The organism is Klebsiella sp. JB_Kp031 (assembly GCF_040064295.1).
Lineage (GTDB): Bacteria > Pseudomonadota > Gammaproteobacteria > Enterobacterales > Enterobacteriaceae > Klebsiella > Klebsiella quasipneumoniae.
Window position 1 is genome coordinate 56,669 of record NZ_JBEAJW010000021.1, and the last position, 25,931, is coordinate 82,599.

Sequence of the window (25,931 nt, forward strand, 5' to 3'; positions counted from 1 at the left end):
GAAAATGGGAACTCTTTTTTACGATCTCCCTGTTACGGACGGTAAATCCGGATCGTGGACATTGGATACATTCACCATCTCTCAGGAGAAAGCGCATATGCTCTCTCTCAGGGCCGACGTAACAGGCAATCAGAATGAATACATTCCACCTGGTAAGTATCGTCGTCTCTCAAATAATGGCGAAGTCGTCATGTCCAATACACCGATGGAAATTAACACGTGCATGGAATTTATTGAGCGGGCAACGGGGCGCGTGCTTATCAACGGGCTTGGACTGGGGATGGTTCTCCATGTCATTTTGCAAAAAAAGGATGTGACCCACGTAACCGTTATTGAAAAAGAGCAAGACGTTATCAACCTTGTCGCTCCGGCCTTTATAGATGATAAGCGTGTGGACATTATCTGTGCAGATGCCATGACGTACCAACCACCCGCAGGGGTTACTTATGATGTATGCTGGCATGATATATGGACGTATTTTTCAGCGGAAAATCTTCAAGAGATGGAGAACCTTGAGAGAAAGTACCTTTTTCTTTGCAAGTGGCAGGCATCCTGGGGAATGCAGGAATGCATAAATGCATTTATCAATTCCAGGAATCAATCTGACGCCTGAATATTTGAATGCATATTGTGAGTGCCGCATAAACAGTGGCTTAAAATATAATGACAAGCATGATAGCAGAACTCCTGAAAATAACCGGCTTGCTGTTTCTTTCCAATAATATTACCCCGTTGTTTATTTAAGTGGTGAATTTTCAGGTTGCAATTAATTAACTTTTCCTGATTGCAAAGGGTTGCTTTTTTGAGTTGAAAATGTATCCTGGTTCTGCGGCATGAATTCTTCATAATTTAGAATGTCTGTCTTCACCCCTGTTATTAATTTTTTGGCCGGAGCTAAATATGAACATTCAGGATTCTTTAGAAATTCTTCTTCGCTGGCTCGAAGATAATGTTGAAATGGAAACCGATATTTTATTTTCCGATAACGTAGATTCCGCTGCCATGATACCCGCCGTTCAGGCAGCTATCGCGTTAGCGGAAAATGCAAAACACGGCACCGCTAATGCCGATGAGCCAGTATCTGTCCTCGATAACGACTGTCAGACAACCAGTGGGATAGACGACCAGGGCAACAGCATTGATGGAGGCAAAGCATTACAGATAGCCGATCACGAGCGCAAGTTAGTGGCGGTTACCCATGGACAGGTCATTACAGAAGCTCTGAACGCCACCTCTGACTTTCTGGATACGGATTGCGTCATGGACCGCCTCGGGATATCGTACGAGGACGCTGAGCTTCGTTCTTCCGGCGCGATGGAACTGCATAATGCGCTTATCGAGTGGTCGAAAGATTGAGTTTGCACTCAGCAAAAGTAACTTTTTAAAGATAGTAAAAAGGTTGAAATAGGCGGTCTAATGAAAATTAATGAACAATTACTAAGCGCACTGCTTGCGGCTCTTGAGTGGATTGATGCCGTTCCTTCCGATACGGTTTTGCCCGCAATGCCAGGATTTGACCGCGATGAAGTGAACGAGTTGATCGCAAACGCTCGCAAAGAGCTGCAAACAGAGACGAACTAAACAGGGGCGCTGGTCTTCTCATAGCAGGACAGGATACCTGTACCTGCTATGTATCCGGCAGCGTGAAACAGCACAGCACCTGAAAAGTAACTTTTTAAACCCCGAACATTTGTCTATCTGCGTACGGGGATCAACATGACGGGCTGAGCGTCTATGATTTGCACAATCAGATAAAAATAGTTTCTTCCTTCCCCCCGCAAGCTTTGCCTCCTTCCCCGAACGCAGGTTTTATCAAAAAGTAACTTTTGAAAGAGTGGGCTCAGCACTGAAAAAAGTTACTTTTCTGTCCTGAGAAGCGTGTTCAAGTGTCGTTATCACCCTCAAAAAAGTAACTTTTGACGATTTATGTCCTAAAAATCAATGAGACATGCATCGTCTGCAATCACCTTCACTGTTCGTATCTCCTTCAAAATTATCCAAAAATTATGATCCCCGGCATACCACTGAAAAAATTTTCTTCACATAAACACCGAAATCCGGCTCCTGGAGCCCTTGCCACAGAAGAATCATGTGTAAAATTTTTGCCGTGAACAAAAAAAAGTAACTTTTTTCACGCCAAAGTGAAAATAGGGGCTTGATGGAGCGTTTTGAGAATGTATCCTGGGTCTAACAACGGCAATGACCGTTTACCCACATACAACAGGAAGAGGAAAATTCAATGACTACTGCAACTATGGCAACTCCAGCTAAAGCCAAAAACGAAAATGTTTCTCTGCGTACCTTCTTAGAAAAAAATGGTATCGGTGGTCGTCTGGGCAATGGTCTTGTTATGGACCCGACGCATCTGAACATCATCCCTGGCTTTAACACACGTACCGCTGGCCTGGGTGAGGCTTACTGGGAACTCCCGGAAGTTAAGGACCACCTGGCGCGTCTGGCTCAGCAATATGCCGATAGCCCTCTGGAAATGGCCCCTATGGTTGTCCAGGTTCGTGATGGTCAGGTTGTCATTCGTCAGGGACACTGCCGTCACCGTGCAATTCCACTGGCTAATAAAATTCGCGCAGAACGGGGTGAGGGCCCGGTTGATAAAATTCGTGTTGACGAATTCCGTGGCTCTGACAGTAAAGCAGAACTTTTTAATCTTAAAGGAAACGATCAACTTCCGGTCTCGATCGTTGCTCAGGCTGAGTCCATGTATCGCATGCACAACAGCGCAGAAGAGCCTATGAGCATCGAAGAGCTGGCCGCAGACCGTAAAGTCTCCGTAACCCATGTCCGTAAATTGCTCAAAGTTCACACCGCCCCGGAGGCGTTAAAAGGTCTGATCGTTAAAGGTGTAGTAGCATACTACGCAGCACTCGACGTGATGGAGAAATACCCGGATAACTGTGTCGCTATCATTCAGGAAGCGTTTGATAAGTTTGGCAAAGCTACCGACAAAACCATTGGTCAGGTCCTTCTTGCTAAGCGTACAGGTGAAAACGACACTAATGGTGAATCTGATGGCAATGTGACAACCATTACAACGACTGATGCAGGTAACGGATCTAATAGTGCCTCTGACGCGGCTGGTGGTGTCATTGATAGCTCTGCAGGCAATGATGCAGGTGTTGCGGGTGGCGGTTCAGAAGAAGGGGAAGGCGGTGAAAAATCCGAACCGAAACGGACCCCTGCGGCGAAACGGGAACCTAAACAAAATATCAAATCTCAGCCGTCGGTGTTCGACGTGCTGCCGAAAAAAATCTCCAAAGAGATTGTAGATAACTCTCTTGATGTTATTAACCGTATCGTTACCGAAGCGAAAGAAATTCCCTTTTTGGAAGACGGTACAGAGGTTCTCGCTAAAGCCCAGTATCAACTGACGTTAACCTATGAAGAGTTTTTGCAGCTGACTGCAGCCAAAGACAGCTACGATAAACATCTGGAAAAAATCCAGAAAAAAAACTCAGAGCAATAATATTTAAGGCGTAACCGGGGAGTTTTCCCCGGCTTGCCTCATGATTTGTGAATTGGTATAGAAGGGGATAAAGATGGTTTTTTTTTTAAATTATCTTACAAAGATCATGCGAAGGTTTTTTGATATTGTTCTGGGTAAAGACCCACATCGCTTTATCGTGGTGTTAATCCTGAGCCTTACACTCGGCTTTGTTTTTAACTTACTCATAAGATATATTTCACCTCTGGTTGCATCGCCGGGATTTAATTGCGCGTAAGCGGGAGAAAGGCTGAGCAGGAATTTTATCTTTTGTATTATCTTTTATGAGGCTCGATAAATCTTTTAGAAATTACAGAGGGCTAAATTCAGTTACTTACAACATAAGTTACTTACAACATAAAATAGGTTGAATGATTTTTTGGTTTAAATGCATTGTTATTGTAAGTTTTTGTTTGGCCAGCAAAAGAGCATTTTCTAATAATCTTGGGTGATTTTATGGCATTTATAAAGGGTTCTCTTTTTTTTATTATTATGGTGCTATTGGTCTACGGAGCCACGGGATTAAACGCCAAAGAATCAATTGTGTTTGCTGCATTTGGATTTGGGATTTCAGCGATATTATGTTCCTTCGTAGGCATTATGATTGTGTTGGTTGTGACTATGTGGCTGTTTGCATTCGAAGAACTTGGCGCGTTGCCTAGATTATTTGGTGCCCAGATAATTTTAATTGCTTTGTGGAACCTTATATTTACCGTGGTTTTGCCGGATGAAAAAGCACGCACCATACTCGGTTTTGATCTCTACAATATTTCATCGTATTTGCTTTACGGTATGACCGTCCTTTTAGGTATAGGCTCGGCGGCAATGCTTTTTAACAAAATTAAATCCTGAGGCTAATTAATGAAAGGCATCAATCAATCCAATGGTAACCATTTAAAGTTTCTGTATGGAGTGACCTCTACAGATCGTCTTATTCAGCACGAACATGCCGATAAATTCATTGATAGCTGCATTACAAATATTGGCAGCATTCATAAAATGTCCCTGACTTGTTTTCGGGCTGTTGGACCATTTACTGAGCTGGAGCTTTTTTACGGTTCGGACAAAAAATTCTCAATCACCATTGGCGTTGGCGATGTAGATGTTTCCATGGTTAATGAAGACGATGTCCGAATTTCTCACAAACAAATCACTTTGCCTGATACGACCGATACATTAATACTCGTTACTCGCATTGCAAGACGTAGTGGGCTGAAGCCGATGTTACCTGAAGCAGAACAATTCAGCACAGTTTTAGACTTTGTTTGAAGATTGCCATTAAACTGAAGGAGGGAAGTATGACGCAGAGTGAAATTACTGTTAATTCCTTTTGGGATTGGGGAACGTCATTATTAACAAGTAACGGAGCAGTAATTTTTTATGCCTTGCTTGTGGTATTGGTTCTTGGCGCTGTTTTGTTTAAGGACTTTTCTTTACTGACAACATTTGCTTCCGGACTGGCTGGCATTGCACTCCTGTGTGGAGTTATGTCCGTGCTGGTGGTTTTGGTGTTGGCAAGCGACCAGAAGGAACAGGACTGGCGAGACTTTGCAGCTGAGCATTGCAAAGTTATAGAAAAAAGAGAAGGTGCTACCACGACGGGAGTGGGTGTTTCACTAAAAGGTCAGGCTGGTGTTTTTATTGGAGGTGAACCTGACCAGACAGGGTATCTCTGTGACGATGGTGTAACGTACTGGAAGAATGAATAAATACCGTGTTGTCAATTTTTCTATAACAGTAAATTTAATAAGAGGTTTAACATGAATCTTGATAAAAACTTACCTGCTTTAGTAATGAAAAATCTTGAGGATAACATGGGGGTCATTACTAAATATCTCAAGCAAACAGAAGATAAAGCTCTTGTATTTATTATTGGAGAAACCGGGTCTGGTAAATCCTGTTTGGCTGAACTTGAGGTTCCCGATGCTCTATACCCTACCGCTCAGCAATTTGAAGAATGTGATCACATTTCGGAGATGTTCACAGGTTTTGATGTAGTGATTGATGACATTTTCCGTTTTGATGCAGACAAAGTCCTGGAGTGTATTCTGGCTGTACATGCTTCTGGCCATAAGGTTCTGGTCATCGGACAACCGTCAGACCATGAATTGTGCATTGGTTTACTTTCACGCTTGCCAGTGGGTTATCGTGCTATGTTCGTGAATCTGATGGGCCATCAAGACCTGCAAGAGATGTCTGGCGATGGCAAGGACAAGGGTAATTCGGAAACAAAAAACCTCCTGCATTAGGACATAGGTTAACTGGTACACTTCATCCCTTGAATTAACGGAATAACCACAGGTGAGGGCATCTTCTTGGAAAGGAGTCATGATTTGAAATTCAATAACAATCAAAATGAAAAATGTCTCAATAAGGTGTTGAGTTATTTTTCAGAAAAAGATACTAACCTTATTGTCGTTATAATAGGGCCTTCCCGGTCAGGGAAAACCCTTCTGGCGAAGCGTGCATTATTTGATGGTTTATTTATTTCACCAGATGAGCCGATAGCTGGTGAGAATTTTATTCAGAGTTTATCAAATAAAGATATCATCGTTGATGATGTTGTCCTTTTTGATATGCGGAATGTGTTGAAATACGTTCTTCATTCACTTGCCTCGGGAAGGAAAGTGATTTTGACCGGGCGTCCGGAAGATGAGTCTTTGTATCAGAAGCTTCTGTTAAATTTGCCTAAGGAAATTTCACCATTATTTATTAAGCTGGCGGGTGAAAATTCCTTGTATCTGTGAGCAGGGACACTTAACTAATTTGCCATCAAAATGGCATAGCTTATTTTAGGGGAGGGGGAGCTTTGAATCATCCTGTAGAGTCAGTATATAGCGCTCTGACGAGTATTTTATTGCCCTATATGGGTGAGCCTGTGCCTGTGCAACGAAATTGCTCATGCTGCGGCAGAGCTCCCTCAGAGTTCGACGGGGTAGGCTTCGAGCTGGTCAACGCCTACAGGGAACGTGTTGTGCATTGCCGCCCTTGCCAGACATTTTTTGTTTCTGCTCCAGAGCTGATGGGCGTGGAGAACCCCAAAAAACCAACAACCGGCCAGAAATTTGGCATGTGGTCTGGTGTTGGGGCTGTTATTAACGTTGAAGACAATTCTTCGGTTCTTTTAGCCCCTCAGGGAGTGGTCAATAAACTACCTGAGCATTTTTTCGATCACGTAGAAGTCATCACGGCCACCAGCGGTCAGCATCTGGAATACCTGTTTAACACCGAACTGAAATTCCCGCTGATTTATATTCAAAACTTCGGCGTGAAAACCTACGAGCTTGTTCGCTCACTGCGGGTCAGTCTGAGTGCCGACGCAATTTATACCTGTGCCGATCAACTACTCACCCGGCAGAACGAAGTCCTTTACATGCTGGATTTAAAAAAGGCTAAAGAACTCCATCAGGAAATAAAAAACTACTCCAAGAAAGAGATGGATATCTTTATCAGAACAGTAACCCTGCTGGCCTATTCGCGGATAACTCCTGAAGCCGCCTCGAATGAGTTTAAGAAAAACAACCTCATTCCGTTACTGCTGCTTCTGCCGACTGATCCCCATCAACGCCTGAGCATTTTGCACCTCTTGAAAAAGGTATGACCATGATTTTCTACGATAATGCGTTTCGGTTGCGTATCTCTCACACAAGTGTTTACCGGATCCACCAGCACCTGGATTTTTTCATGCAGGAACGTAAGGGAGAGAAGCTGCCGTACTCTTTTAAAATTTTTCCCGGTACCGGGAATGATTCGAGACTGCTGGTCCGCACAGCCACAGCTCTGGAGCTGCCAGGGGAGAAAAAAAGAGAGCTTATTCTCTCTGAGGGCCATGAAATTAAGTTCATTACGTCAATGGCCATCTTTCATAAAGGAACAAAGTTAGAAGGCCATGGCCGACGCCAGTTTGCTCCATCTGATGAAGCGAGTTATCAGATGGCCCTCACCAAATTAGCGAAGGCTGGTCTTGACTCCCGTCAAATCGTCGTGAGTGGCCCGGAATTCGTCCATATCGACAAGGGCAATGCTCGCCGTGGTTTTATGCTTCCTGTCTTCACTGTTCAGGGGGCCGCCACTATCAGCAATCAACAGGAAGCTGAAATGGCCATCGTTTATGGCGTCGGCCCTAAACGCGTTTTTGGTTGTGGTTTCATGCATCTGGCAGGGGAGTAGTCATGAATACATCAGCGGTATTTGAGTCTGCCGGATTGTCGTTACGTAAGGTCCAACAGGATTATATCGAGGCTGCAGCTGGTGCACTGACTCAGGATCATAAAGTTGCACTGATTAGTGCTGAAACAGGTGTAGGAAAAACGCTGGGCTATCTGGTACCGGCGCTTCTGATTCTGCTGAAAAACCCTGAGGCAAAATTTGTGATCGCCACGAATTCTCATGCCCTGATGCACCAGATATTCAGAAGCGATCGTCCTCTCCTTGAACAGATAGCTGAACAATGCGGCATAAAAGTTACTTTTTCCCGGCTTATGGGGAAAGCAAATTACGTATCCCTGGAGAAAGTACGTGGACTGTTACTCATGGACGAATTTACCGATCTGGATACGGTTAAGGTCCTTGAAAAACTCGCTAACTGGTCAAAACCTCTGGTTGAGTTTGAAGAAGAGTATGGTGAACTGCCAGCGCAGATCACGCCAGAGATGGTCACCTACTCCATCTGGGATGATATACAGGACATTGATGATATTCGCCTGAATGCTCTCAGTGCTAACTTTATTGTTACGACCCATGCGATGGTAATGGTCGACTGTATGTGTAATCACCGCATCCTCGGTGACAAAGAAAATATGTACCTCATTATTGATGAGGCAGACATTTTTGTAGATATGCTTGAGGTCTGGAAACAGCGGCGCTTCAACCTCAGAGAGTTGACCAGTGCGTTCAATGAACATATTCCACGTAATGGCGTGCATGTCATCGACCAGTTAATGAACGACGTGACTTCGATAGCGGGCGATCTGCATTTTTGTAGTACGCCTGCAGCGGTTGCCTTGTTTGACAATAGCTTTAACGCCTTATCAAAGGTAGGGCGGGAAATAAAAAATGAAGCGGCCCGGAAAGCTTTCTTTGACTGTATCTACAGCTGGGAAATGCTCGGATTGTCCGGGGGGCAAAAGGGTGTAGGCGTTTCCAATAAACGTCGTGAACCAGCCCTGATCGCTGTAAACCCGTTTATCGGGATGAATGTGGGCAGATACTGCACTCAATGGCGTAGTGCGTTACTGACGTCGGCTACGCTCTCAATTACCAGTACCCCAGAGACCGGAATGGAGTGGTTATGTAAAGCTCTGGGGTTAACCAGCGATACGATTTCAATCAGGAAAATATTCTCCCCAGACGTCTATGGCTCAATGAAGCTGACCATCGCCGGTGCTGATTTTCCAAAGGTGTTCGATGACCCGAAAGAACAGATATTTTCAGGTCAATGGTTAAAGGCAGTAGTTGAACAATTGTCCTGTATTCACGGGCCAGCTCTGGTATTAACTGCCAGCCATTATGAAACCCGGATGATTGCCAATCAGCTGGGTGAGGTCTCGCAACCAGTTTATATTCAGAAAGCAGGTCAGGCCCTGTCCGAAATTATTAAACAGTATCAGGAGAAACCAGGAATTCTGATTTCTGCCGGTGCTTCTGTTGGTGTGAGCCCACGAGGCGAGAATGGGGAACAGATTTTCCAGGATTTAATCATCACCCGGATACCTTTCTTACCTCCGGACAGAATGAAGGCTGAAAGCCTTTATGGGTATCTGAAGGAACGAGGCTATAGTCGTACCTTTGAGGCAGTTAACCGGAACATCTACCTGGAAAATTTGCGGAAAGTTATTCGCAAAGCAAAGCAGTCTGTAGGGCGGGGGATTCGTAGTGAAAATGATACTGTCAGGATAATTATCCTCGATCCGCGTTTTCCGGAACCGACTGACCTTTCGTCTAAACATCGGTCGCTGGAACACATTATTCCCGTTCGATTTCGTCGTGAATATCGTTCGTGTGAAATTTTATCACCGGCGTATTTTGAAGAGGATATCCAGTGTTAAATTTTAAACCGTATCGGGTCATCATGTCTTCTCTGACACCGGTGGTCATCAGTGGGATAGCCCCATCGCTGGACGGCATTCTGTATGAAGCACTGTCTCAGGCGATACCCAGTAACGAGCCAGGAGTCGTATTGGCTCGTCTTAAGGAAATACTTCTATTCAACGATGAACTGGGTGTTTTCCATGCTTCATCTCTACGTTTTGGCATCACGCCCGAACAGGGGATTGGGGCGACAACAAGCGTACGTTGCGATTATCTCAGTCCCGAAAAACTGAGCACTGCAATGTTCTCTCCTCGTATCCACAGGGGGGTGTTTACGCGTGTCCTCCTGACCGGGGGCCCCACGAAGAGAAGGATGACAACCCGTCCAGCTTATTCTGCACCCTATTTAACGTTTGATTTTGTCGGCTCTTCTGAGGCTGTAGAAATACTGCTTAACCATGCCCATGTTGGCGTTGGTTATGACTTTTTCTCTGCAGCTAATGGAGAGTTTAACAATGTGACAATTCTTCCTCTCGATATCGACACGAGTATATCCAACGAGGGTATGGCATTGCGTCCGGTAACTGTTAATTCGGGTCTGAATGGTATCAAAGGAGTATCACCACTTATTCCTCCCTATTTCGTTGGTGAAAAGCTAAACATTGTCCACCCAGCACCAGTTCGTACTCAATTGATTTCTTCTTTATTGCGAGGCTAATTTCATGAGAACTTTAAACTTCAACGGTAAAATTTCGACTCTGGAACCACTGACTGTAACAGTAAAAAATGCGGTCTCAACTTCCGGCCATCGCTTGCCTCGTAACGGTGGATTCAATGCAGCCCCGTACTTTCCAGGTACCAGCATTCGGGGAACTCTTCGTCATGCTGCGCATAAGGTCATTGTCGATCGTGTGGGCCTTAATGCAGACGGAAAATCACCTTTCGACCTGGCAGTACATTTCATGCTGGCCCAGGGGGTGGATATCAATGGTGAAGCCGAAACCTTCGCGCCAGGTGAAATCAATGCTGGTGCTGAACTACGTAGCAAAAACCCGTTAATCAGCTTGTTTGGTCGTTGGGGATTAAGCGGCAAAGTTGGTATAGGGAATGCTATCCCGGATGGTGATAACCAGTGGGGGATGTTTGGTGGGGGTGCCCGCTCAATTATGTTTCAGCGTGACGAAAGTCTGATGGAGTTTCTTGAGACAGACCAGGTTGATCGTCTGGAACGCCTGCTCGAGGAACAGGCTGAGGCAAGTGTGGATATCTCTCAGATCAAAACAGAGCAGGATGCACTCAAAAAGGCGATGAAGTCGGCTGATAAAGACACCAAAGCTGAGCTTCAAATCAAAGTACGGGAGCTCGATGAAAAAATTCAGGCCCGCAAAGATCAGAAGCAGGAATCTCGCGAGTCAATTCGCCGCCCGATTGACCCGTATGAAGCGTTTATCACCGGCGCAGAACTCAGCCATCGCATGAGTATTAAAAATGCGACTGATGAGGAAGCAGGGCTTTTCATTTCTGCATTAATCCGCTTTGCAGCCGAACCACGTTTTGGCGGTCATGCGAATCATAACTGCGGTCTGGTGGAGGCTCACTGGACAGTTACGACCTGGAAGCCGGGTGAACTGGTACCAGTTACACTTGGAGAAATCGTCATCACACCGAATGGTGTTGAGATTACCGGGGACGAGTTGTTTGCTATGGTAAAGGCATTCAATGAAAATCAATCTTTTGATTTCACTGCCCGCTAACTCCAAAAGCTGGTGGATTTTAGTGGCGCTATTTAATATTTTATAATCAACCGGTTATTTTTAGAGTATTCCCCCCGTGTGCGGGGGTTATCGGAGCAACGTTTCCGGATTATATGGCTGGAACGTGTATTCCCCCCGTGTGCGGGGGTTATCGGTGGTGCTCTCAACCGTCACCCGCTGGCTGGAAGTATTCCCCCCGTGTGCGGGGGTTATCGGTGGTGTTGTCCACGGTTACCCGCAGGCTGGAAGTATTCCCCCCGTGTGCGGGGGTTATCGGTCGTGTTGTCCACGGTTACCCGCTGGCTGGAAGTATTCCCCCCGCATGCGGGGGTTATCGGAGGTATTTGACCTCATCCAGAAAGGCACAGACGTATTCCCCCCGCATGCGGGGGTTATCGGGCACCCTCACGGATACCTTTTGCACAGTGTTAGTATTCCCCCCGCATGCGGGGGTTATCGCCTTAGAGAAGCAAAAACCCCACCGAGGCAGGGGTATTCCCCCCGTGTGCGGGGGTTATCGGTTACTTTTTGGCAGTTGGTAAAACACTTTTGCGTATTCCCCCCGCATGCGGGGGTTATCGGCGAAAACGGCAACCTTCATAAAAACGTCTTTTGTATTCCCCCCGTGTGCGGGGGTTATCGGCCGAGATTGAGTAAAGCAAAGTAACGGCGGTGGTATTCCCCCCGCATGCGGGGGTTATCGGTGTGTGTTGGCGTTCGTTAAATATTGTTAGTAGTATTCCCCCCGCATGCGGGGGTTATCGGGCTGGATTTCCGTCAGTTGGTCAGCTGCTGCTGTATTCCCCCCGTGAGCGGGGGTTATCGGTTCCGGACTCCTGTTTCCGGCAGTGGATTAAAGTATTCCCCCCGCATGCGGGGGTTAACGGCACTACCAGATCCGAATGGACACCCGTAATGAGTATTCCCCCCGCACGCGGGGGTATCGACATAAAAACCGCAATGGTGGGGCTTTTGTTATGTGCCCCTACAAGCAGATGGGACTTTTTACAATCAAGGAAAGTTACTTTCTTCAGGATAACCCACATTCTGTCAAATCTTGCAGGTTGCAATCAGCAAAGGCCTTACGTCGATAAATTCATGCCTTGAGCTGGTAAGGAAGTATGACGTTATAACTCTGCATTTCTGGTTGATTAAGGTAGGGCGGCATTCCTGCTTTAAAAACAATCAATAATTTTGAACGGTAGTCGTCTTGATCCCAACTGCTACCTGATGGACTAGGCACCTGCAAAGATCCAATTTATACTGGTTATATATACAGTGTTTTTAAGTGATCGGAGGTTGTGCCTATGTTCTTAATTCCAATGGAAAATCCTGAGAAAATCGCCATCCCTTTATTTCTCGAGCGGTGTGCAGCTGGCTTCCCCAGCCCTGCCCAGGATTATACTTCCAGTGAGCTAGACCTGAACGATTATTGCATCAGGCATCCATCCGCAACATATTTCGTGCGAGCTCAGGGAAACAGCATGCAGGATGTCGGTATGCGTGATGGAGATTTGCTGGTGGTGGACCGTTCTCTGCGTCCTCAACATCGCGATATCGTGATCGCCGAGGTGGACGGCGGCTTCACTGTTAAACAGCTCCAGACCACTCCCAGACTGGCCCTGTTGCCTATGAACAATGCTTATTCACCAATTTACCCAGACCCCGATGAACTGACAATTTTTGGCGTGGTGACTCATTGGGTTCATCGTGCCCGGGGTAATCTGTAATGTATGCTCTGGCGGATGTGAACAGCTTTTATTGCAGTGTTGAGAAATGCTTCAGACCCGATTTACGCGATAAACCAGTGGTCGTCCTTTCTAACAACGACGGCTGCGTTATAGCTCGTTGTAAACTGGCCAAAAAATTCGGCATTCCTATGGGTTTACCCTGGTTTAAGTTGCGTGAGCAGCGCTTCCCGGAGCCCGTGATTGCCTTCTCCAGTAACTACGAGCTGTATGCCAGCATGAGCGCCAGAGTACATTTCTGCCTGGAGGAATTATCATCCCGTGTCGAAGAGTATTCCATCGATGAGTCTTTTATTTGGGCTGGTGGGATTGATAACTGCATGACGTTTGAGGAATACGGACATCAGCTAAGGGATCATGTTTTCCGCTGCACTGGACTGACGATAGGGGTAGGCCTGGCCCCTACAAAAACCCTTGCGAAAGCCTGCCAGTATTCCAGTAAGACCTGGCCCCAGTTCGGAGGGGTACTCGCACTGACTGCAGGCCAGCGTAATCGGATAGATAAGATGCTTTCTCTGATGCCGGTAGAGGAGGTGTGGGGGGTTGGTGGACGAACCACAAGTAAGCTTCATGCAATGGGCATAACCACTGCGCTGGAGCTGGCTCGTACTAACCCTGCATTCATAAGACGAAACTTCACCGTAGTTCTTGAACGAACAGTGAGGGAACTACGGGGAGAAAGTTGTATCGACCTGGAGGATGCCCCGCCACCAAAACAACAGATCATATGCAGCAGGAGCTTTGGGCAGCGTATAACAACGTATGAATCCATGCGGCAGGCAATTTGCCAGTATGCTGAACGTGCTGCGGAAAAATTGCGCCAGGAACGTCAATACTGCGGTCAGGTATCAGTTTTCATAAAAACCTCGCCTTTTTCAAAACATGAACCCTATTACAGCAAAGTCTCCAGCGAACAGCTCTGCATTCCATCACGTGATACGCGGGACATTATCGCGGCGGCTGGCCGGGCTCTGGATAAAATCTGGAAAGAAGGACATAACTATGCAAAGGCGGGAGTCATGCTCAACGATTTCCGTCCCTGCGGAGTTACCCAGCTATCGTTATTTGATGAAGGGAGGTCGTATGCAAACAGTGACGCGCTCATGAACGTACTGGATACGATAAACAACTCAGGCAAAGGCAAAGTATGGTTTGCCGGTCGTGGCATCGCACCGGCGTGGTCAATGAAGAGAGATATGCTCTCTCCAGCCTACACAACGAGGTGGGACTCGATACCGATCGCTACACTCTGAGTTATCGCAATCAGGAAAAATGCCTTCCGTCTGCTGGTGGTTGATATTTGCTCTGGTGTTACCATTTGGGTATAATATAATGACCAAATGGAGGTTTGCTATGAAAACTTTTAGTTTGTCCTCAACTCCAGCCAGACCACAGCGCCTCTGGCAGGTTGCCGGGTTAAATAATGCTGATGGTGTAGCGCTCCTGGGCCAAATCAATGAAGGCCTGGACGGGAAGGTGGTGAACCGGATCACTGACTGGGCCAGAATAACCCAGAATGACCTGAGAAAAATGTCCGGTATCCCGTCAACCACATTTAGCCGCAGTGTGAAGGCACGTTTTAACCCGGAACAAAGTGAACGTCTGGTACGGATTATCCGCGTCATTGATCGGGCGGTAGATTTGTTTGAAGGCGACAGGGAAGCCGCACAGAAGTGGTTGAACGAACCTAACCGGGCATTGAGCTGGAAAGTGCCAGCAGACCTGATGGCATCCGAAACGGGAGCCTATGAGGTCATTAAGCTGATTACGCGTCTGGAGCATGGGGTGTACTCGTGATCCTCTACAGGCTGACGAAAACAAAGTATCTTTCTACGGCCTGGACCGGATATGGTGCGAAAGAGGCTGGTGGGCGCTGGAATAGCGTGGGGGTGTCAATGGTATATGTCTCCGAAACGGCATCACTAACGATGCTGGAGACCCTGGTACACCTGCATGCGGCACAGATAATGGACTCTTTCACGCTACTGAGTATCGATGTGCCTGATGAACTGATACAAAGCGCAAACATGGATGAATTACCGGGCAACTGGGCTGATGAGGATGCGCCTCAGGAACTGGCTGATTACGGAGATGCCTGGTCATTTACCAGGAGCTCGGTTGCACTGCGTGTTCCCTCAGCCTTATCGCCGGTAGAGTTCAATTATCTGTTAAATCCTGAGCACCCTGAGTTTTACGGGATCGTGCAGAAGGCTCAACAGATACCGTTCCGGTTTGATAGTCGTCTTAAACCTGACAGGAAGTGAAGCAAGAGAGGATAGGGCGCTGTCATGATGCCTGGCGCTCCTGCCCGGTGTCACATAAAAAAGCCCGCCAGCGGCGGGCAAAGACTACACACAGCTATTACAGGATGATTCAGGCAGTTTCTTCGTAAACGTTGTAATCCAGTTTTGCTCCACTGTAATTCTGCAGACTACGGGCTTTATTCATCGCGCAGCTGAACGCATTCGAACGATCGCCTGCACTCCCGTTATGCCCATAGCGGGCAATTTCATACGGTTTCTCATAACTGCATTCTTCCAGCACAATAAAGGCTCCCGGTTCACTGGTCAGCAATTCGAAACCAAGACCTGCGGCTTTTGTATTCCTTAGCTGGTAATATGCAGTGAGTGTCATAATTGATTCCTTAAATAATACCGATACAAAGATATTTCTACAGGCATTGTTGAGTCTGTGAAATTGCTGATAGTTCAGAGTGCCTGTAAGTAATAATAACTTATTCAAGTGGCGCGTCAATTGGCTAAATAACCTTACCGTCATTGTATTTTGAAAGAAATACAATCAGGAAAAGTGACTTTAAAAATCTCTTTCGGATATGACGCTACTGATATCTGATATTGCCTGGAGAATTTTGTCATAGGCGTAGACCTCTATTTGGGCGTAAATCTTCAATCTGGTAGCTGAGTCGTTTGGTTAACATCAGACATGGGCGCAGCTGGCGAACAAGGGGGTTGTTCTGGCACTACATTGCGTCTGCACAGAACCGCTACACTGGACGGCGCAGAAGTGGTAACCGGAGCATATCGACAGAGGGGAAAATTCATGACTGAACTCCAGCAGATGCCGGGATGCAGGGCAGAAACACGGCGGAAACCATCTTAAAAGTTATTAACTTACCAGCTTATTAGCCCTGGGAGGATGGGAGTAAACACGGTATAATGGTGTCGGCGCTTGAGGCTTTTTGCCTCATGATGTTTGAGTGTTTTGATGTTGTGAGGCAGAAAGAAGAAAGCCCCGTAGGACGTTAATTTTCATTAACCAACCACACGAGGCCATCTGCTTGACTAGACACCAACAGAGTAGCCTCTTAGCTGCCGTAAGGCAAGGAGAAAAAGGCTATGAAACTGCCACCTAGTAACCTGTTATGGTGTGTATTAATAGTGTGTCTCACACTACTGGCATTCACCTACCTGACCAGAAAATCGCTCTGCGAAATCCGGTACAGGGACACAACCAGGGAGGTGGCGGCTTTTATGGCCTACGAATCCGCTAAGTAGCCAACCCCGGCGGAGGGCAACCTCCGCCGTACAGGGGCTGAACTGTCTGGACATGCCTGAAGCGCTTTATGAAGGGGTTACCAGTGCGCTGGTAGCCCCTTTTTCCTGACTACATTAAATAAAAAAAGCCCGCACGACGACGGGCAAAAAAACACATTCATCTTTCTACACATGGATTCAATGAATCGCAAATCAATATAGCACACTTCACTCCATGTGACACCCTGTCATCAGTCTGAAAACCGGACGGAGACACAGCTTTATCCTGACGTCTGCTCAATGGATGAGGGGGGCATCAATATATTAAATTACTGGCTAATTAAATCCATGAAACACAATCAGGAAAGTCATTAATACTAATTTTCCTGTCGGATTTTATACGCCGGTATGCTGCATGTTAACTGATAAAAACTCTGGATGATTCTGAATGCTGTAAATGATTAAGGCGTTTATAACCGGTTTGGTATGCATTTCCCGTAAGCTGGAAATAGCTTCCGGTGATAATAAGGGGTTGATGATCGTTATTTTATTGGTATCCTGGTGTGCATGAATGAAATATTCGCTTATACCTTGCCAATATTTTTTTAAACAGGGGTTCACGAATGAAAACTCAAAACACACCAGCCACTCACAGCGACATTCTTTTTACCCATATCGTGAATACGCTGGTGGACCTTGCTAAACATGAAGGCACTCTAATGACGTTTGAAGGCCTTCTGCGGCACGGTATCGAGGTAGATGAAGAGATGATGGATAGCATGCTGGGGGTGAGTCAGGACTCAGCTGCTCAGTGCGTGGTTCAGCTAAGGGATTGTGGTGCCATAACGAGCCCTGCGGTATATGAAATGGTTAAACACGTTGAGCAACTGGCCATGCGTTTAGCCCCAGACTGGTGGAAGCAAATCGTGCCATGGTCGGTCCAGCCGCTGCGTTATTACAAGAAAGAGGCTATGGCAAAACGCGAACGATTTATTGTCCGTCATAGGGAACGGCAGTACCCCTTCCTCGTATACGTAACTGGTCAGGTAGAGTATCCGGAAGATGACCCGCTGTATGGCACGTACGTTACAGAAGGTACGTTCCTAGTAGGTAAAGCGAAAACCATACATGATGCCCTTGAGTGCGCAAAAGAAGCTTTTACGCGGGGTGAATGGATTGTCCAGGATGAAGAAGGGCGGGATGAGTTCATTGACCACCTGACAGGACGTGACCAGGGGCCGGTGAGTTTTTCCGAAAGGACTATAGAGATCCGCGATAAGGGTGACAGGCTGGTGTTAACAGGCAATGCCCGCACACTGGAGTGGCACCGCCATTTAACCAGTCCTGATGAGATCGAAAAGATAAAAGCACAGCAAAAAGACCTCTATCAGAAAGCAAGCTATGAGAGTGGCTGGGACAACTACGAGACTGCACGACAGCTGCGGCGGCAAGCTGAACAGTTATCTCTCGGTTTTGTTGAAGAATGCTGGCGTAACCATCCGGAAGTAATTCAGGCGGTAGAGAAGTTCGAGTATCCGGTGTTTATAGATGAGGAGATGGCTCTTTTTAATGCAGATCAGGATGCTGGTATTGACTGATGGTCAGCTGGTGGCCGACGCGAACATTATGAACCGGAATCGACCGGAACAGGTGTTGCTGGCCGGTTTGCTGTCTATGGCCACCACTTAAGATCATTTCTCCTGAATGCAAAATCTCCGGTACTGTGACATCGGCCGAGCCAAACGAAACGGACAATCAGGAAAAATATGTTGTTCGTTACTTGTGCCCGATCAAGCTAATGCTGGGTCAAAAACTCTGTGGCATATTCAACAGAGTCGAGAGAGGCACATCCCGACATGCCAAAAAACCGGCGATCATCGACACCGTTGATCCTGAAAGGGACAAGGGTTCCTGAATAGCCTATCTGGACGTTCAGTTCTTCAATCACTATGTCCCGACGCTCCAGCTGTGGCTTAGAGAAAATGCGCTCTCTGTTCACGAGTATGTCCTGAATGACGGCATCGGTTGCCTGACCAGCTGTAACCGTGGGACAGGCCTTGATATCAGCTCTGAGCGCTGCTTTCGACTCAAAATAATACAGCGCGATAAGTCCGCACAGCAGCAACACAATGCCCGCCATACCCAAACCAACACCCTTCAGGAACCTGGACATACTACATCACCAATAGCATATGGATGAGAACAAGAAAGAAGCCAGAAATTTGCCATAAACATTCTGTGTAATCCAGTCCAGAAAATGACAATAAACAGCAGCCGGCTCCCGGCAGGCTTCTGTCTTATCAGCAACCAGGAACGATGGGTTTATCATTTTCCGCTATCTGTCGCGCTGAATTCAAAATGCCTGGAGAAGGTTGAATGGTGAATTAGAGTAAAGGAAAAAAATATCCCGGATAGGCAAAATCCAACAGTTAAGGGGATAGGGCACTACATGGCTACTGTAAAATGTTGTCTTAAACCCAAAAATAAGAGATTCGAGCATGAAGATAAATATAAAGGATGCCCCATCCAGGTCAGAAACCATAATCCGCAATATTGCTTACGCTGTAAGAGCAACGGCGATAATGACGGAATATTATCTGCGCTCATTCCCGGTCGTGTTTTTTTATGTACTGATAGGATTTGCATTAGCATTTGATTCCTCGGAGGTACCTTTGACTACCCTGCTGCAACAAGGAATGTTAACTAACATTCTGACCTGTTCGGTTTTGGGTAACCTCCTCTGGCTGGGTGTTAATTTGGCATTAAGAGGGGACTCCGTTTTCAAAAACCTGTGAGCGGCTGATCAACGCTCTCTGTGCCAAAAGTTACTTTCAGAATGACTCGTCAAAAAAGGAATAAATCATGCGCAGCAAAATTAGCAAAACCTCGATCTCACTTATTTGTCTGATGCTGGTGGCCACCTCTGCGGAAGCAGGGTATAAATCCAATCGGTCTTCCTACAAATCATCCTTCCGCCCATCGACCATTACCAAGTCGTACAACTCTTCAACCAGAAGCCAGGCAAGCCGCACGGTTAACGATACGCCAGCACCGGCTCGCACCAAACCACTGACCACCAGCCAGAAAGCGATGATTGCAGGTTATGGAGCCGCATTAACGGTCGGGGCAGTTTCCGCGTCCTCAGGGAATAAACCGTCAGAGAGCACCACCGGGAAGGTGGAGAACCAGGCTGGAGGGTATGCTGTTGTCAGTAGTCGACCTCAGGCCAAGGGAGATAACGACGCCGCTGCTGCAGGCACTACGCCAAAGAAATCAGTGAGCGGGTCGGAGCTGGTGGCTAAGAAAGGGACTATACCTGCATCAAGTCCAACATCCGAAAAATCGTCGTCTCTCCCGTCGTCTCAGAGCATTCCTGGAAGTTCTGAGCGGGGCTCTTCATCTGTAAATTTCATCCCACCTTCACAGAACCTTGTAAGTAACATCATAGAGAAAGATAAAAGTAATCATTTCGGTTTCTCGCATCTTGCGATGCTGTATTGGATAACGAGCAGCAGCAACAGCCATGCATCCTTGCTTACATCCAGCGACAAAGAGTGGATTCAGCAACAGATAGAAGAGCAGGAAAGTAGCGGTGCAAGCCGCGAGGCAGCTATCAATGAGCTCAAAGCTGCCGGGGTAGATACCTCATCGATGACGGTTGCGGATAACAGCCAACACGCGTCGACTGTCTCCTTCTCCTACGATATGCCGACAGAATTAAAGGCGGGTAAGGTCTGGACGTTCGTTGTAAATGCCACATGGAATGATAAAAAACAGGCTCCGTCATGCAAGTTGCAAGGCGCAAAATTTATAGCAGACAAAGACAAGTTATACGGCATGTGGAAAGCACCTGAAACTGTCGGGCAGAAAACGCAAATGAAGTGTAAAGCGTTTGGTGTGGAAGAAATTAAAACGCTGGTGTCTTCCTGATAGTTCCATCATTGCCAGCTGCTGGTGGGGATCCATGCGGTTCCCTTTATCGCACATCGTAAAGTAAGAAAAGACGGTAACTCCACATGAGTTATATGCTATACGAAACTTTTAGGATGCCCCGGTACGACGATTTCCTCAAACAGGAGCCGCAAATGTATAGCCGTTTCATGAACGATCCACTTGATGAGGAATACCTGGTTTCCCCTGGCATTGTGGGTTCCTATGCTGATGGTGAAATCCCGGCAGAAGAGATTGAGGTAAGGGAGGCGGTAATACGATTCAAAGTCACAGGCGATCAGGTGTTGTCCATGAACCTGTTCCACAGGCTGTTTCATTACCAGCGTTACAGTGAGGTTAGGGCATCATTCAACAAAAGCAGGTTAGCGCTGGTGGACGTGGTTAATCGTTCCCCATTCCACAAAGCAGCAATGCGGCGTATCTACAGTGATTTGCCAGAGCAAAGCATTGCCCGTAGGGTTCTGGTTGATTTCATTGGATAGCGTACGCTGACCGGGAGGAAGTCGTTGCACAATAACGATATGTTTATATGACAGGCATTCAGATAAATGGAGATGATTATGAAAATAGTATCATTTGTAAAATTAGATAGATTCAATGAAAAATTGGACGACGGTAAAGCCCTTATCCTCGCTGGTTCCTGTAAAGACGTGAAACCTCTGAACATAGCGAGAAACATCATCGTAAGGTCAACGCCGCTCAATGAGCAAATGGCAGGCTGGTCTGATGAAGAAAAAAATAAGATTGCACTTGCTGTATACAGCAACAGTAATTTCAGATTCGTATTGAATTGATTTAAGAGAAAGTAACTTTAATTGTCACCGACAATGCCTCATTCTCGCCGTAGTGATGCTGTTATGCATGCTAAGAGGTAAAAAAAACCTGCAGTTAGTGGATGGAAGTATCAACATCAGCATACAGTGCTCTTGATAGACCGGGCTCGATCGTAAGCACGTTAATGTATATCTGTCAGGACGTCGCTGTTCATTCCGGGCCCTCCCGGATACGGCGACTCCCCCTGATATCCCGGTCGGCATTCAGCACAAAAGGTACTTTTCATCAACGGAACTCACCGAAATAGTCTCATTAATGCGCCACATAATTTCTGGTTGTTTATGAATACCCGATCACCTGAATCTTGTTGCTAAAGACCCACCAAAAGCACTGGTAACAAAAACTCGCACTAAACATAGTTCCAGACCCGAATACAATGCCGATATAAGTCACTTTTTTTAGGGCGCGGGAAAGTCGCTTTGTTGCATGTTTGAAAAGGGGGCTTTGAGGAGGCTTTCGAATATTTATAATGGGAGCAAGTTCGAACTGCTGGTGGATATGACATGACATTTCTCAAATCTCTGGACTCGCCGCCGTTCATCGCAACATATCGTTGGGCGGGGTCATTCGATGGACGGTATATGCCACAGGCATATTCGCTTTTGCTGGAACTGAATCAACACACTTATCTGCCGGTAGTTAATGCCGAGTTTGATATCTGTGTCATCAGCTGCGGCAAAGAGTGGTGGTGCTTCAGGCTGGTGGATGTGAAATCTGATGAACGTCAGGAAGGAATGGTAGCCCGGACGGCATACCGGTTAAACCAGTCAATGGGGATTGCTGAGCAGATGGTTAACATGATCCGCGCCTGGCAGTCCGTTCCGTACCTTAATCCTCCTGCATCTGACTACTTTAGCTAAACAGGGCCAGCTGGTGGCCCTGTGCATATAGAACGGTGGAAAATGGATGCGAGCTATTCACGGTACTGCTTGTGGATGACCTCTGAGCGCTTACGCGAAAATAACTTTTTCAGCGCACGGAAGAACAGGGTGGTAGTCAGTAGCGTAAAATAGGTCACCCTGTGCGGTACAGATATTGGTTGTCGGTGTTTTAGTTTCAGTGAATAGACGTGACCCAGGTCGGTCAACAGCGTCTGCGGCAGCATTGCTTTACGCAGGTCATTTTCGATCCAGCCAGTCTCCTCAACACTAAACACGGGCTCAGCATCGTACGCAGTGAACTTGTTCCCGAGGTCATCACAATTACGGCACAACCACTCCGGTGCTGGGTCTACCATAAACTTACTGGAGCCCGTCAGTAACACAACATTAACAATACCCTCATCACCCCGCTTTATGGCCCGACACACTCCGGATATGTGGGTTTTGTTCTGAACAAACGGGTTTAACATCTTATGTTTCGCTTTACCGAAACCGTATACAACCGTCCATATTTTATCATCGAGACCACCATAAATGTCACCGGTATAGTTTTTCTCTTCGATAATGAAAATACCCTTCGTGCTGATAAAGATATGGTCTATCTGCGTTGTCTGGGAGGCGTTGAGCGGTAGGGTAATGTCAGATATGAGCGTCCCTTCAAGGTCTGCTAACACCTCCTTTAATGCATTTCGTGTGCGCTGCTCGCTGAACATGTTACTGATAAGCGGCCAGATGCACAGGATGATGCATGACAGGATCAGCATGACAAACACAAGAAAAATGGTCGACAACATGGTCAGGTCCATCGCTACCTCACTGTGCTGGTGGTGTGAAGCGCACTGGATACAGCTTCTTTAAGGTTCACGTCCAGTGACAATCCTAACATGCTGCTTAACGATGCTTTTGGCGCGTTGTAGTCGCGAAAACGCGTGGTGCCGTAGACAATACTCAGGCGCTCACGCACCTCTGTGCTGGTGGCTGTATCATCGATAAGGCCAAACTGCTTCGCACGGTCCCCCAGCCAGAAACGCCCCGTGTAGAGCTGTTCTTTATCCGCCTGTTCACGCGAAAGTAACTTTCCTTTACGACCGGCTTCGACATCATTGATAAACTGGTCATGCATTTTGTTGAGTAACTCACTATGCAGAAAGGCCTTGGTTTCGTCATCAATCGGACGCCAGGGGTCAAGCGAGGCCTTCCAGGCTCCGGCCGTCAACGGTTCGTTAGCCACACCAAGACGGTCCATAATCCTGGACACATCCCAGTGGTCCATACGTACGCCAATACTGCCAATGATGGCGTTGGGATCCGCATAGATCGCATCAGCCGGTGAGGCTGCGTAATAACAGGCGGAGGCGCACATATTTTTAATACTGACGATGATGGGGCGGACGTCCCGGGCGGCGGCTGGCAGTTTGCCATGCCCAGTACCCACGGCTTTCAGCAACGCCTGTTTAACCGCTTCAGAGGGCGCTGGTGGCATGTCCTTTTTATCCGGGGATGTTGTGGGGTCGGAGTTTTCAATTGTGAGCCCCGGTACTCCATGGAGGGAGTCGCGAAGCTCGTTTATCTCACGATAAATATTAATAGCGTCAGACGGACCACCGCCGCCAGATTCGGCCTCAATCAGGATCGCTTTTGCGTGCGGGTTATCCCATGCTTCACGTAAAGCGCGGGCAATAATGACACCGTCGCCTGTAGGCGAGCCAGTACCCATTTCACCATGGATACGGATAACCGCGATATGGTCTGCCCCTTTACCGTTTTTCTGTTTATCCTGATACATGGACCAGCCGCTAAAACCTGCAAACCCAATACCAATAATCGTCAGGGTTATTTTTGATAACACATGCGATTTATACAAACGGTAAAACTTCTTACTTTCACGCGATACCACGTCCTGAACCGAGCCTGTTTCAGGTTTCGATGGTCTTTTTTTAAACATATTCTTCCTCACATGAGTTTTTGGTAGTGCGCGAGAAGCCGGTTAATGGCAATAGCGAGCAACGCCAGGGCAAGTGGCGGAAAATACTGTGTCAGTCCATAAAATAAATTCAGGTTAGGGATGACCAGATAAGCAATTATCAAAACACCGATTATCGACAGCGAACGGAACCAGAGGCGATAAAGCTGAATTGTAACATCGCCAAAAACAAATCTCTTCATTTTCCACTGGTAATAACCATCTAGTGCCAGAGCTATCATCAGAGGGAGGAATGTAAAAAACCAGCCAGCCAGCAAATACCAGCGGTAAATCGCCTGATACACCATTAAGGGGATGTTTCGGGCAGCGGTATAGCTCGGGCTCATGAATTTGTTTGCCGCGAGATTCATTCCGCGTGCCGGTTTGGTTTTATCATCCTCAGGCAAAAGAGTCTTATTCAAGTAAGCTGTAATGTTTAGTTCGACAAAAAGGTAATTAAACGTCTTTTCCGTATTACGCGTTACCTCCTGCCATCTCTCCACATCCATAAGCAACTTACTGGCGTTCACCTCAGCGGTGATATCCTTATAAAGTTTGTTAGTGTCTTCCAGGTAAACGTTAAACAGAAAATAAATCAGCAGACCCAACCCTAATCCAAACCGGATCATCGTCATTCTCTGCGCCGACATATCCTTTCCAGCCATTTTACACCTCTGTCAGTCAGTTTTATTAGTGAACAGCTCTGCCCAAAGGGCTGCCAGGCGAATGTTGCTTTCTCTGTTGAGGTAATGATTTTTCCAGCCGTGAAGAATTCCCGAACACGCCAGGTCATCCGATGCGATTAACCGGGAGATGAGAGAAAAAGTTACTTTTCTGCGAACATCTTCATTTTTCCAGCGCACCTGTCCCGGGGTTGGCGTGTATACCATATCTTCTTCAACCGGCCGCAAGCGCGAGAACTGACTAAAGGGCTCTGCCCATGGCGTCCAGAGTGCGATAAGGGTATCGTCGTTAAAGCGAACGGGAAGAGTCAGCACCGAGGCGGAAAATTCATCAAGGAACGACTGAATAATGCTGCTTTTACGGTACATCGCGGGCTGGTGGCGGTTACCCAGAATGGAAAGATCTATAACACGGTTGAAAAGAGACGTGTATTCATCCTGTGGATCGCTCAGGTTTCCACTCCAGAAAAGTAACTTTTCTTTCAGACCGGATATCAAAGCATCCTCTTCGAAAATCCCCAGATCGTGCTGGTGGATGTCTGGCACCTTACCGTGTCGCTTGCGCCGCATAACCTGGTATTCAACCTGTTCAGGCATCTCAAGGAAAACGGGGAGGAAGCCTGCAATATCAATAAACTCAGGCAGCAGGTACCAGCCAAGACGCTCGGCATTGAGCTGGATAAAAGCCATGCGTTCCTGATTTTTATCAATCTGCACTTCAACCGTGTGGCTCTTCGCCATGCAGTTACTCAGCTGCTCCTTGAGCCACTCGGTAAAAGGGCCCTGGGATACAGACCAGTTGCAGGTGACCTCAGTATCATCGTGCGTAACGATAGTCACCGCATAACGGATAATAAAAAACTCCGCCAGCGTGCGGGCCAGCACGTCGAGACTATCAACCGTGTATTGGGCGTAGACCTTACAAATGTCACCAGTAAGCTTCTTCGCATAACGTGACAGTAGTTCCGGCAGGCCTTCGTCATCAACATCTATGCCATACAGTTTCAGTGTCTTGGTTGCACGTGAAATGTATTTGGGCTGGGAGGAATTCATACCGAATAACGATTCCCTTGATACCTGTTTGCATTCCATAG

General features: G+C 46.9%; 30 protein-coding genes. 24 read left to right on the forward strand and 6 right to left on the reverse strand.

Translation table 11 applies throughout. The annotated features are described in order from the left end of the window. Nucleotides 1-4 precede the first annotated feature (4 nt). The 18 genes from ABLV64_RS06765 to ABLV64_RS06850 all read left to right on the forward strand — a co-directional run bounded on the left by ABLV64_RS06765 (nucleotide 5) and on the right by ABLV64_RS06850 (nucleotide 15,295). Nucleotides 5-613 carry a hypothetical protein gene (locus ABLV64_RS06765; protein ID WP_110437856.1) on the forward strand — a complete coding sequence of 203 codons (609 nt, stop codon included), beginning with the start codon at nucleotides 5-7 and terminating at the stop codon, nucleotides 611-613. A gap of 287 nt (nucleotides 614-900) precedes the next feature. Continuing rightward, complete coding sequence (locus tag ABLV64_RS06770; RefSeq protein ID WP_014386579.1) at nucleotides 901-1,356, forward strand: DUF957 domain-containing protein; 456 nt, start codon at nucleotides 901-903, stop codon at nucleotides 1,354-1,356. 60 nt (nucleotides 1,357-1,416) lie between these two features. Continuing rightward, nucleotides 1,417-1,581, forward strand: coding sequence for a hypothetical protein (locus ABLV64_RS06775; protein WP_004026392.1), 165 nt, complete (start codon nucleotides 1,417-1,419; stop codon nucleotides 1,579-1,581). Nucleotides 1,582-2,239: 658 nt separating this feature from the next. Continuing rightward, a complete protein-coding gene (locus tag ABLV64_RS06780) occupies nucleotides 2,240-3,481 on the forward strand; it encodes a hypothetical protein (RefSeq protein ID WP_110437857.1) in 1,242 nt (413 codons plus the stop codon). Between the two features lie 474 nt (nucleotides 3,482-3,955). Further along, nucleotides 3,956-4,351: a hypothetical protein gene (locus ABLV64_RS06785; protein ID WP_110437858.1), complete on the forward strand. Its 396-nt coding sequence runs from the start codon at nucleotides 3,956-3,958 to the stop codon at nucleotides 4,349-4,351. Between the two features lie 9 nt (nucleotides 4,352-4,360). After that, nucleotides 4,361-4,768, forward strand: a complete 408-nt coding sequence (locus ABLV64_RS06790) for a hypothetical protein (RefSeq protein ID WP_061891945.1) — start codon at nucleotides 4,361-4,363, stop codon at nucleotides 4,766-4,768. A 29-nt stretch (nucleotides 4,769-4,797) separates the two neighbouring features. Next, the gene (locus ABLV64_RS06795) at nucleotides 4,798-5,208 is read left to right on the forward strand and encodes a hypothetical protein (protein WP_016947074.1); all 411 of its coding nucleotides are present in this window, start codon (nucleotides 4,798-4,800) and stop codon (nucleotides 5,206-5,208) included. A 51-nt stretch (nucleotides 5,209-5,259) separates the two neighbouring features. Then, nucleotides 5,260-5,748, forward strand: a complete 489-nt coding sequence (locus ABLV64_RS06800; protein ID WP_016947075.1) for a hypothetical protein — start codon at nucleotides 5,260-5,262, stop codon at nucleotides 5,746-5,748. 84 nt (nucleotides 5,749-5,832) lie between these two features. Next, a complete protein-coding gene (locus ABLV64_RS06805) occupies nucleotides 5,833-6,246 on the forward strand; it encodes a hypothetical protein (RefSeq protein ID WP_004197660.1) in 414 nt (137 codons plus the stop codon). 62 nt (nucleotides 6,247-6,308) lie between these two features. Then, nucleotides 6,309-7,100 carry a hypothetical protein gene (locus ABLV64_RS06810; RefSeq protein ID WP_029505550.1) on the forward strand — a complete coding sequence of 264 codons (792 nt, stop codon included), beginning with the start codon at nucleotides 6,309-6,311 and terminating at the stop codon, nucleotides 7,098-7,100. 2 nt (nucleotides 7,101-7,102) lie between these two features. Further along, nucleotides 7,103-7,669: a type I-E CRISPR-associated protein Cas6/Cse3/CasE gene (locus tag ABLV64_RS06815; protein ID WP_029505551.1), complete on the forward strand. Its 567-nt coding sequence runs from the start codon at nucleotides 7,103-7,105 to the stop codon at nucleotides 7,667-7,669. Between the two features lie 2 nt (nucleotides 7,670-7,671). Then, on the forward strand, nucleotides 7,672-9,546 hold the full coding sequence (locus ABLV64_RS06820; protein WP_016947078.1) for a helicase C-terminal domain-containing protein: 1,875 nt from the start codon (nucleotides 7,672-7,674) through the stop codon (nucleotides 9,544-9,546). Further along, entirely contained in the window at nucleotides 9,540-10,247 is a 708-nt protein-coding gene (locus ABLV64_RS06825) for a hypothetical protein (protein WP_110437859.1), read from the forward strand. The genes ABLV64_RS06820 and ABLV64_RS06825 overlap by 7 nt, the downstream gene beginning before the upstream one ends. 4 nt (nucleotides 10,248-10,251) lie before the next feature. Next, nucleotides 10,252-11,283: a hypothetical protein gene (locus ABLV64_RS06830; protein WP_029505552.1), complete on the forward strand. Its 1,032-nt coding sequence runs from the start codon at nucleotides 10,252-10,254 to the stop codon at nucleotides 11,281-11,283. 1,307 nt (nucleotides 11,284-12,590) lie between these two features. Further along, complete coding sequence (umuD, locus tag ABLV64_RS06835; protein WP_004181893.1) at nucleotides 12,591-13,013, forward strand: translesion error-prone DNA polymerase V autoproteolytic subunit; 423 nt, start codon at nucleotides 12,591-12,593, stop codon at nucleotides 13,011-13,013. Then, nucleotides 13,013-14,284: a translesion error-prone DNA polymerase V subunit UmuC gene (gene umuC, locus ABLV64_RS06840; protein WP_004181894.1), complete on the forward strand. Its 1,272-nt coding sequence runs from the start codon at nucleotides 13,013-13,015 to the stop codon at nucleotides 14,282-14,284. Before umuD ends, umuC begins: the two co-directional genes overlap by 1 nt. Nucleotides 14,285-14,384: 100 nt before the next feature. Further along, nucleotides 14,385-14,828 (forward strand): antitoxin Xre/MbcA/ParS toxin-binding domain-containing protein, encoded by a 444-nt coding sequence (locus tag ABLV64_RS06845; protein WP_004181895.1) that lies wholly within the window; start codon nucleotides 14,385-14,387, stop codon nucleotides 14,826-14,828. Further along, nucleotides 14,825-15,295 carry an RES family NAD+ phosphorylase gene (locus tag ABLV64_RS06850; protein ID WP_004026354.1) on the forward strand — a complete coding sequence of 157 codons (471 nt, stop codon included), beginning with the start codon at nucleotides 14,825-14,827 and terminating at the stop codon, nucleotides 15,293-15,295. The genes ABLV64_RS06845 and ABLV64_RS06850 overlap by 4 nt, the downstream gene beginning before the upstream one ends. A gap of 109 nt (nucleotides 15,296-15,404) precedes the next feature. On the opposite strand, the gene ABLV64_RS06855 is transcribed toward ABLV64_RS06850, so the two are convergent. Continuing rightward, nucleotides 15,405-15,665 carry a hypothetical protein gene (locus ABLV64_RS06855; RefSeq protein WP_004026352.1) on the reverse strand — a complete coding sequence of 87 codons (261 nt, stop codon included), beginning with the start codon at nucleotides 15,663-15,665 and terminating at the stop codon, nucleotides 15,405-15,407. Between the two features lie 722 nt (nucleotides 15,666-16,387). On the opposite strand from ABLV64_RS06855, the gene ABLV64_RS06860 reads away from it, so the two are divergent. Together ABLV64_RS06860 and ABLV64_RS06865 are read left to right on the forward strand one after the other, a co-directional pair. Next, nucleotides 16,388-16,546, forward strand: coding sequence for a type I toxin-antitoxin system Hok family toxin (locus ABLV64_RS06860; RefSeq protein WP_004181898.1), 159 nt, complete (start codon nucleotides 16,388-16,390; stop codon nucleotides 16,544-16,546). 602 nt (nucleotides 16,547-17,148) lie between these two features. Next, the gene (locus tag ABLV64_RS06865; protein WP_014386572.1) at nucleotides 17,149-18,123 is read left to right on the forward strand and encodes a hypothetical protein; all 975 of its coding nucleotides are present in this window, start codon (nucleotides 17,149-17,151) and stop codon (nucleotides 18,121-18,123) included. A 197-nt stretch (nucleotides 18,124-18,320) separates the two neighbouring features. Here the strand turns inward: ABLV64_RS06865 and ABLV64_RS06870 are convergent, their stop codons facing one another. Beyond that, nucleotides 18,321-18,698: a hypothetical protein gene (locus ABLV64_RS06870; protein WP_004181901.1), complete on the reverse strand. Its 378-nt coding sequence runs from the start codon at nucleotides 18,696-18,698 to the stop codon at nucleotides 18,321-18,323. Nucleotides 18,699-19,387: 689 nt separating this feature from the next. Between ABLV64_RS06870 and ABLV64_RS06875 the strand changes: the two genes are divergently transcribed. From ABLV64_RS06875 to ABLV64_RS06890, 4 genes are all read left to right on the forward strand, one after another. Then, the gene (locus tag ABLV64_RS06875) at nucleotides 19,388-20,455 is read left to right on the forward strand and encodes a hypothetical protein (protein WP_016947082.1); all 1,068 of its coding nucleotides are present in this window, start codon (nucleotides 19,388-19,390) and stop codon (nucleotides 20,453-20,455) included. 155 nt (nucleotides 20,456-20,610) lie between these two features. Further along, nucleotides 20,611-20,958, forward strand: a complete 348-nt coding sequence (locus ABLV64_RS06880) for a hypothetical protein (protein WP_004883396.1) — start codon at nucleotides 20,611-20,613, stop codon at nucleotides 20,956-20,958. A 78-nt stretch (nucleotides 20,959-21,036) separates the two neighbouring features. Further along, a complete protein-coding gene (locus ABLV64_RS06885) occupies nucleotides 21,037-21,270 on the forward strand; it encodes a hypothetical protein (RefSeq protein ID WP_004181905.1) in 234 nt (77 codons plus the stop codon). A 543-nt stretch (nucleotides 21,271-21,813) separates the two neighbouring features. Then, nucleotides 21,814-22,170 (forward strand): hypothetical protein, encoded by a 357-nt coding sequence (locus ABLV64_RS06890; protein WP_004181906.1) that lies wholly within the window; start codon nucleotides 21,814-21,816, stop codon nucleotides 22,168-22,170. Nucleotides 22,171-22,223: 53 nt separating this feature from the next. Here ABLV64_RS06890 and ABLV64_RS06895 read toward each other — a convergent pair whose 3' ends face one another. From ABLV64_RS06895 to ABLV64_RS06910, 4 genes are read right to left on the reverse strand one after another with little or no spacing between them, the layout of a single operon-like run. Beyond that, nucleotides 22,224-22,997: a nuclease-related domain-containing protein gene (locus tag ABLV64_RS06895; RefSeq protein WP_016947085.1), complete on the reverse strand. Its 774-nt coding sequence runs from the start codon at nucleotides 22,995-22,997 to the stop codon at nucleotides 22,224-22,226. Nucleotides 22,998-22,999: 2 nt separating this feature from the next. After that, the gene (locus ABLV64_RS06900; RefSeq protein ID WP_014386569.1) at nucleotides 23,000-24,136 is read right to left on the reverse strand and encodes a S49 family peptidase; all 1,137 of its coding nucleotides are present in this window, start codon (nucleotides 24,134-24,136) and stop codon (nucleotides 23,000-23,002) included. A gap of 8 nt (nucleotides 24,137-24,144) precedes the next feature. Then, nucleotides 24,145-24,819 (reverse strand): DUF4400 domain-containing protein, encoded by a 675-nt coding sequence (locus tag ABLV64_RS06905; RefSeq protein ID WP_004026331.1) that lies wholly within the window; start codon nucleotides 24,817-24,819, stop codon nucleotides 24,145-24,147. Between the two features lie 12 nt (nucleotides 24,820-24,831). After that, a complete protein-coding gene (locus ABLV64_RS06910) occupies nucleotides 24,832-25,929 on the reverse strand; it encodes a hypothetical protein (RefSeq protein ID WP_004181912.1) in 1,098 nt (365 codons plus the stop codon). Nucleotides 25,930-25,931 lie beyond the last annotated feature (2 nt).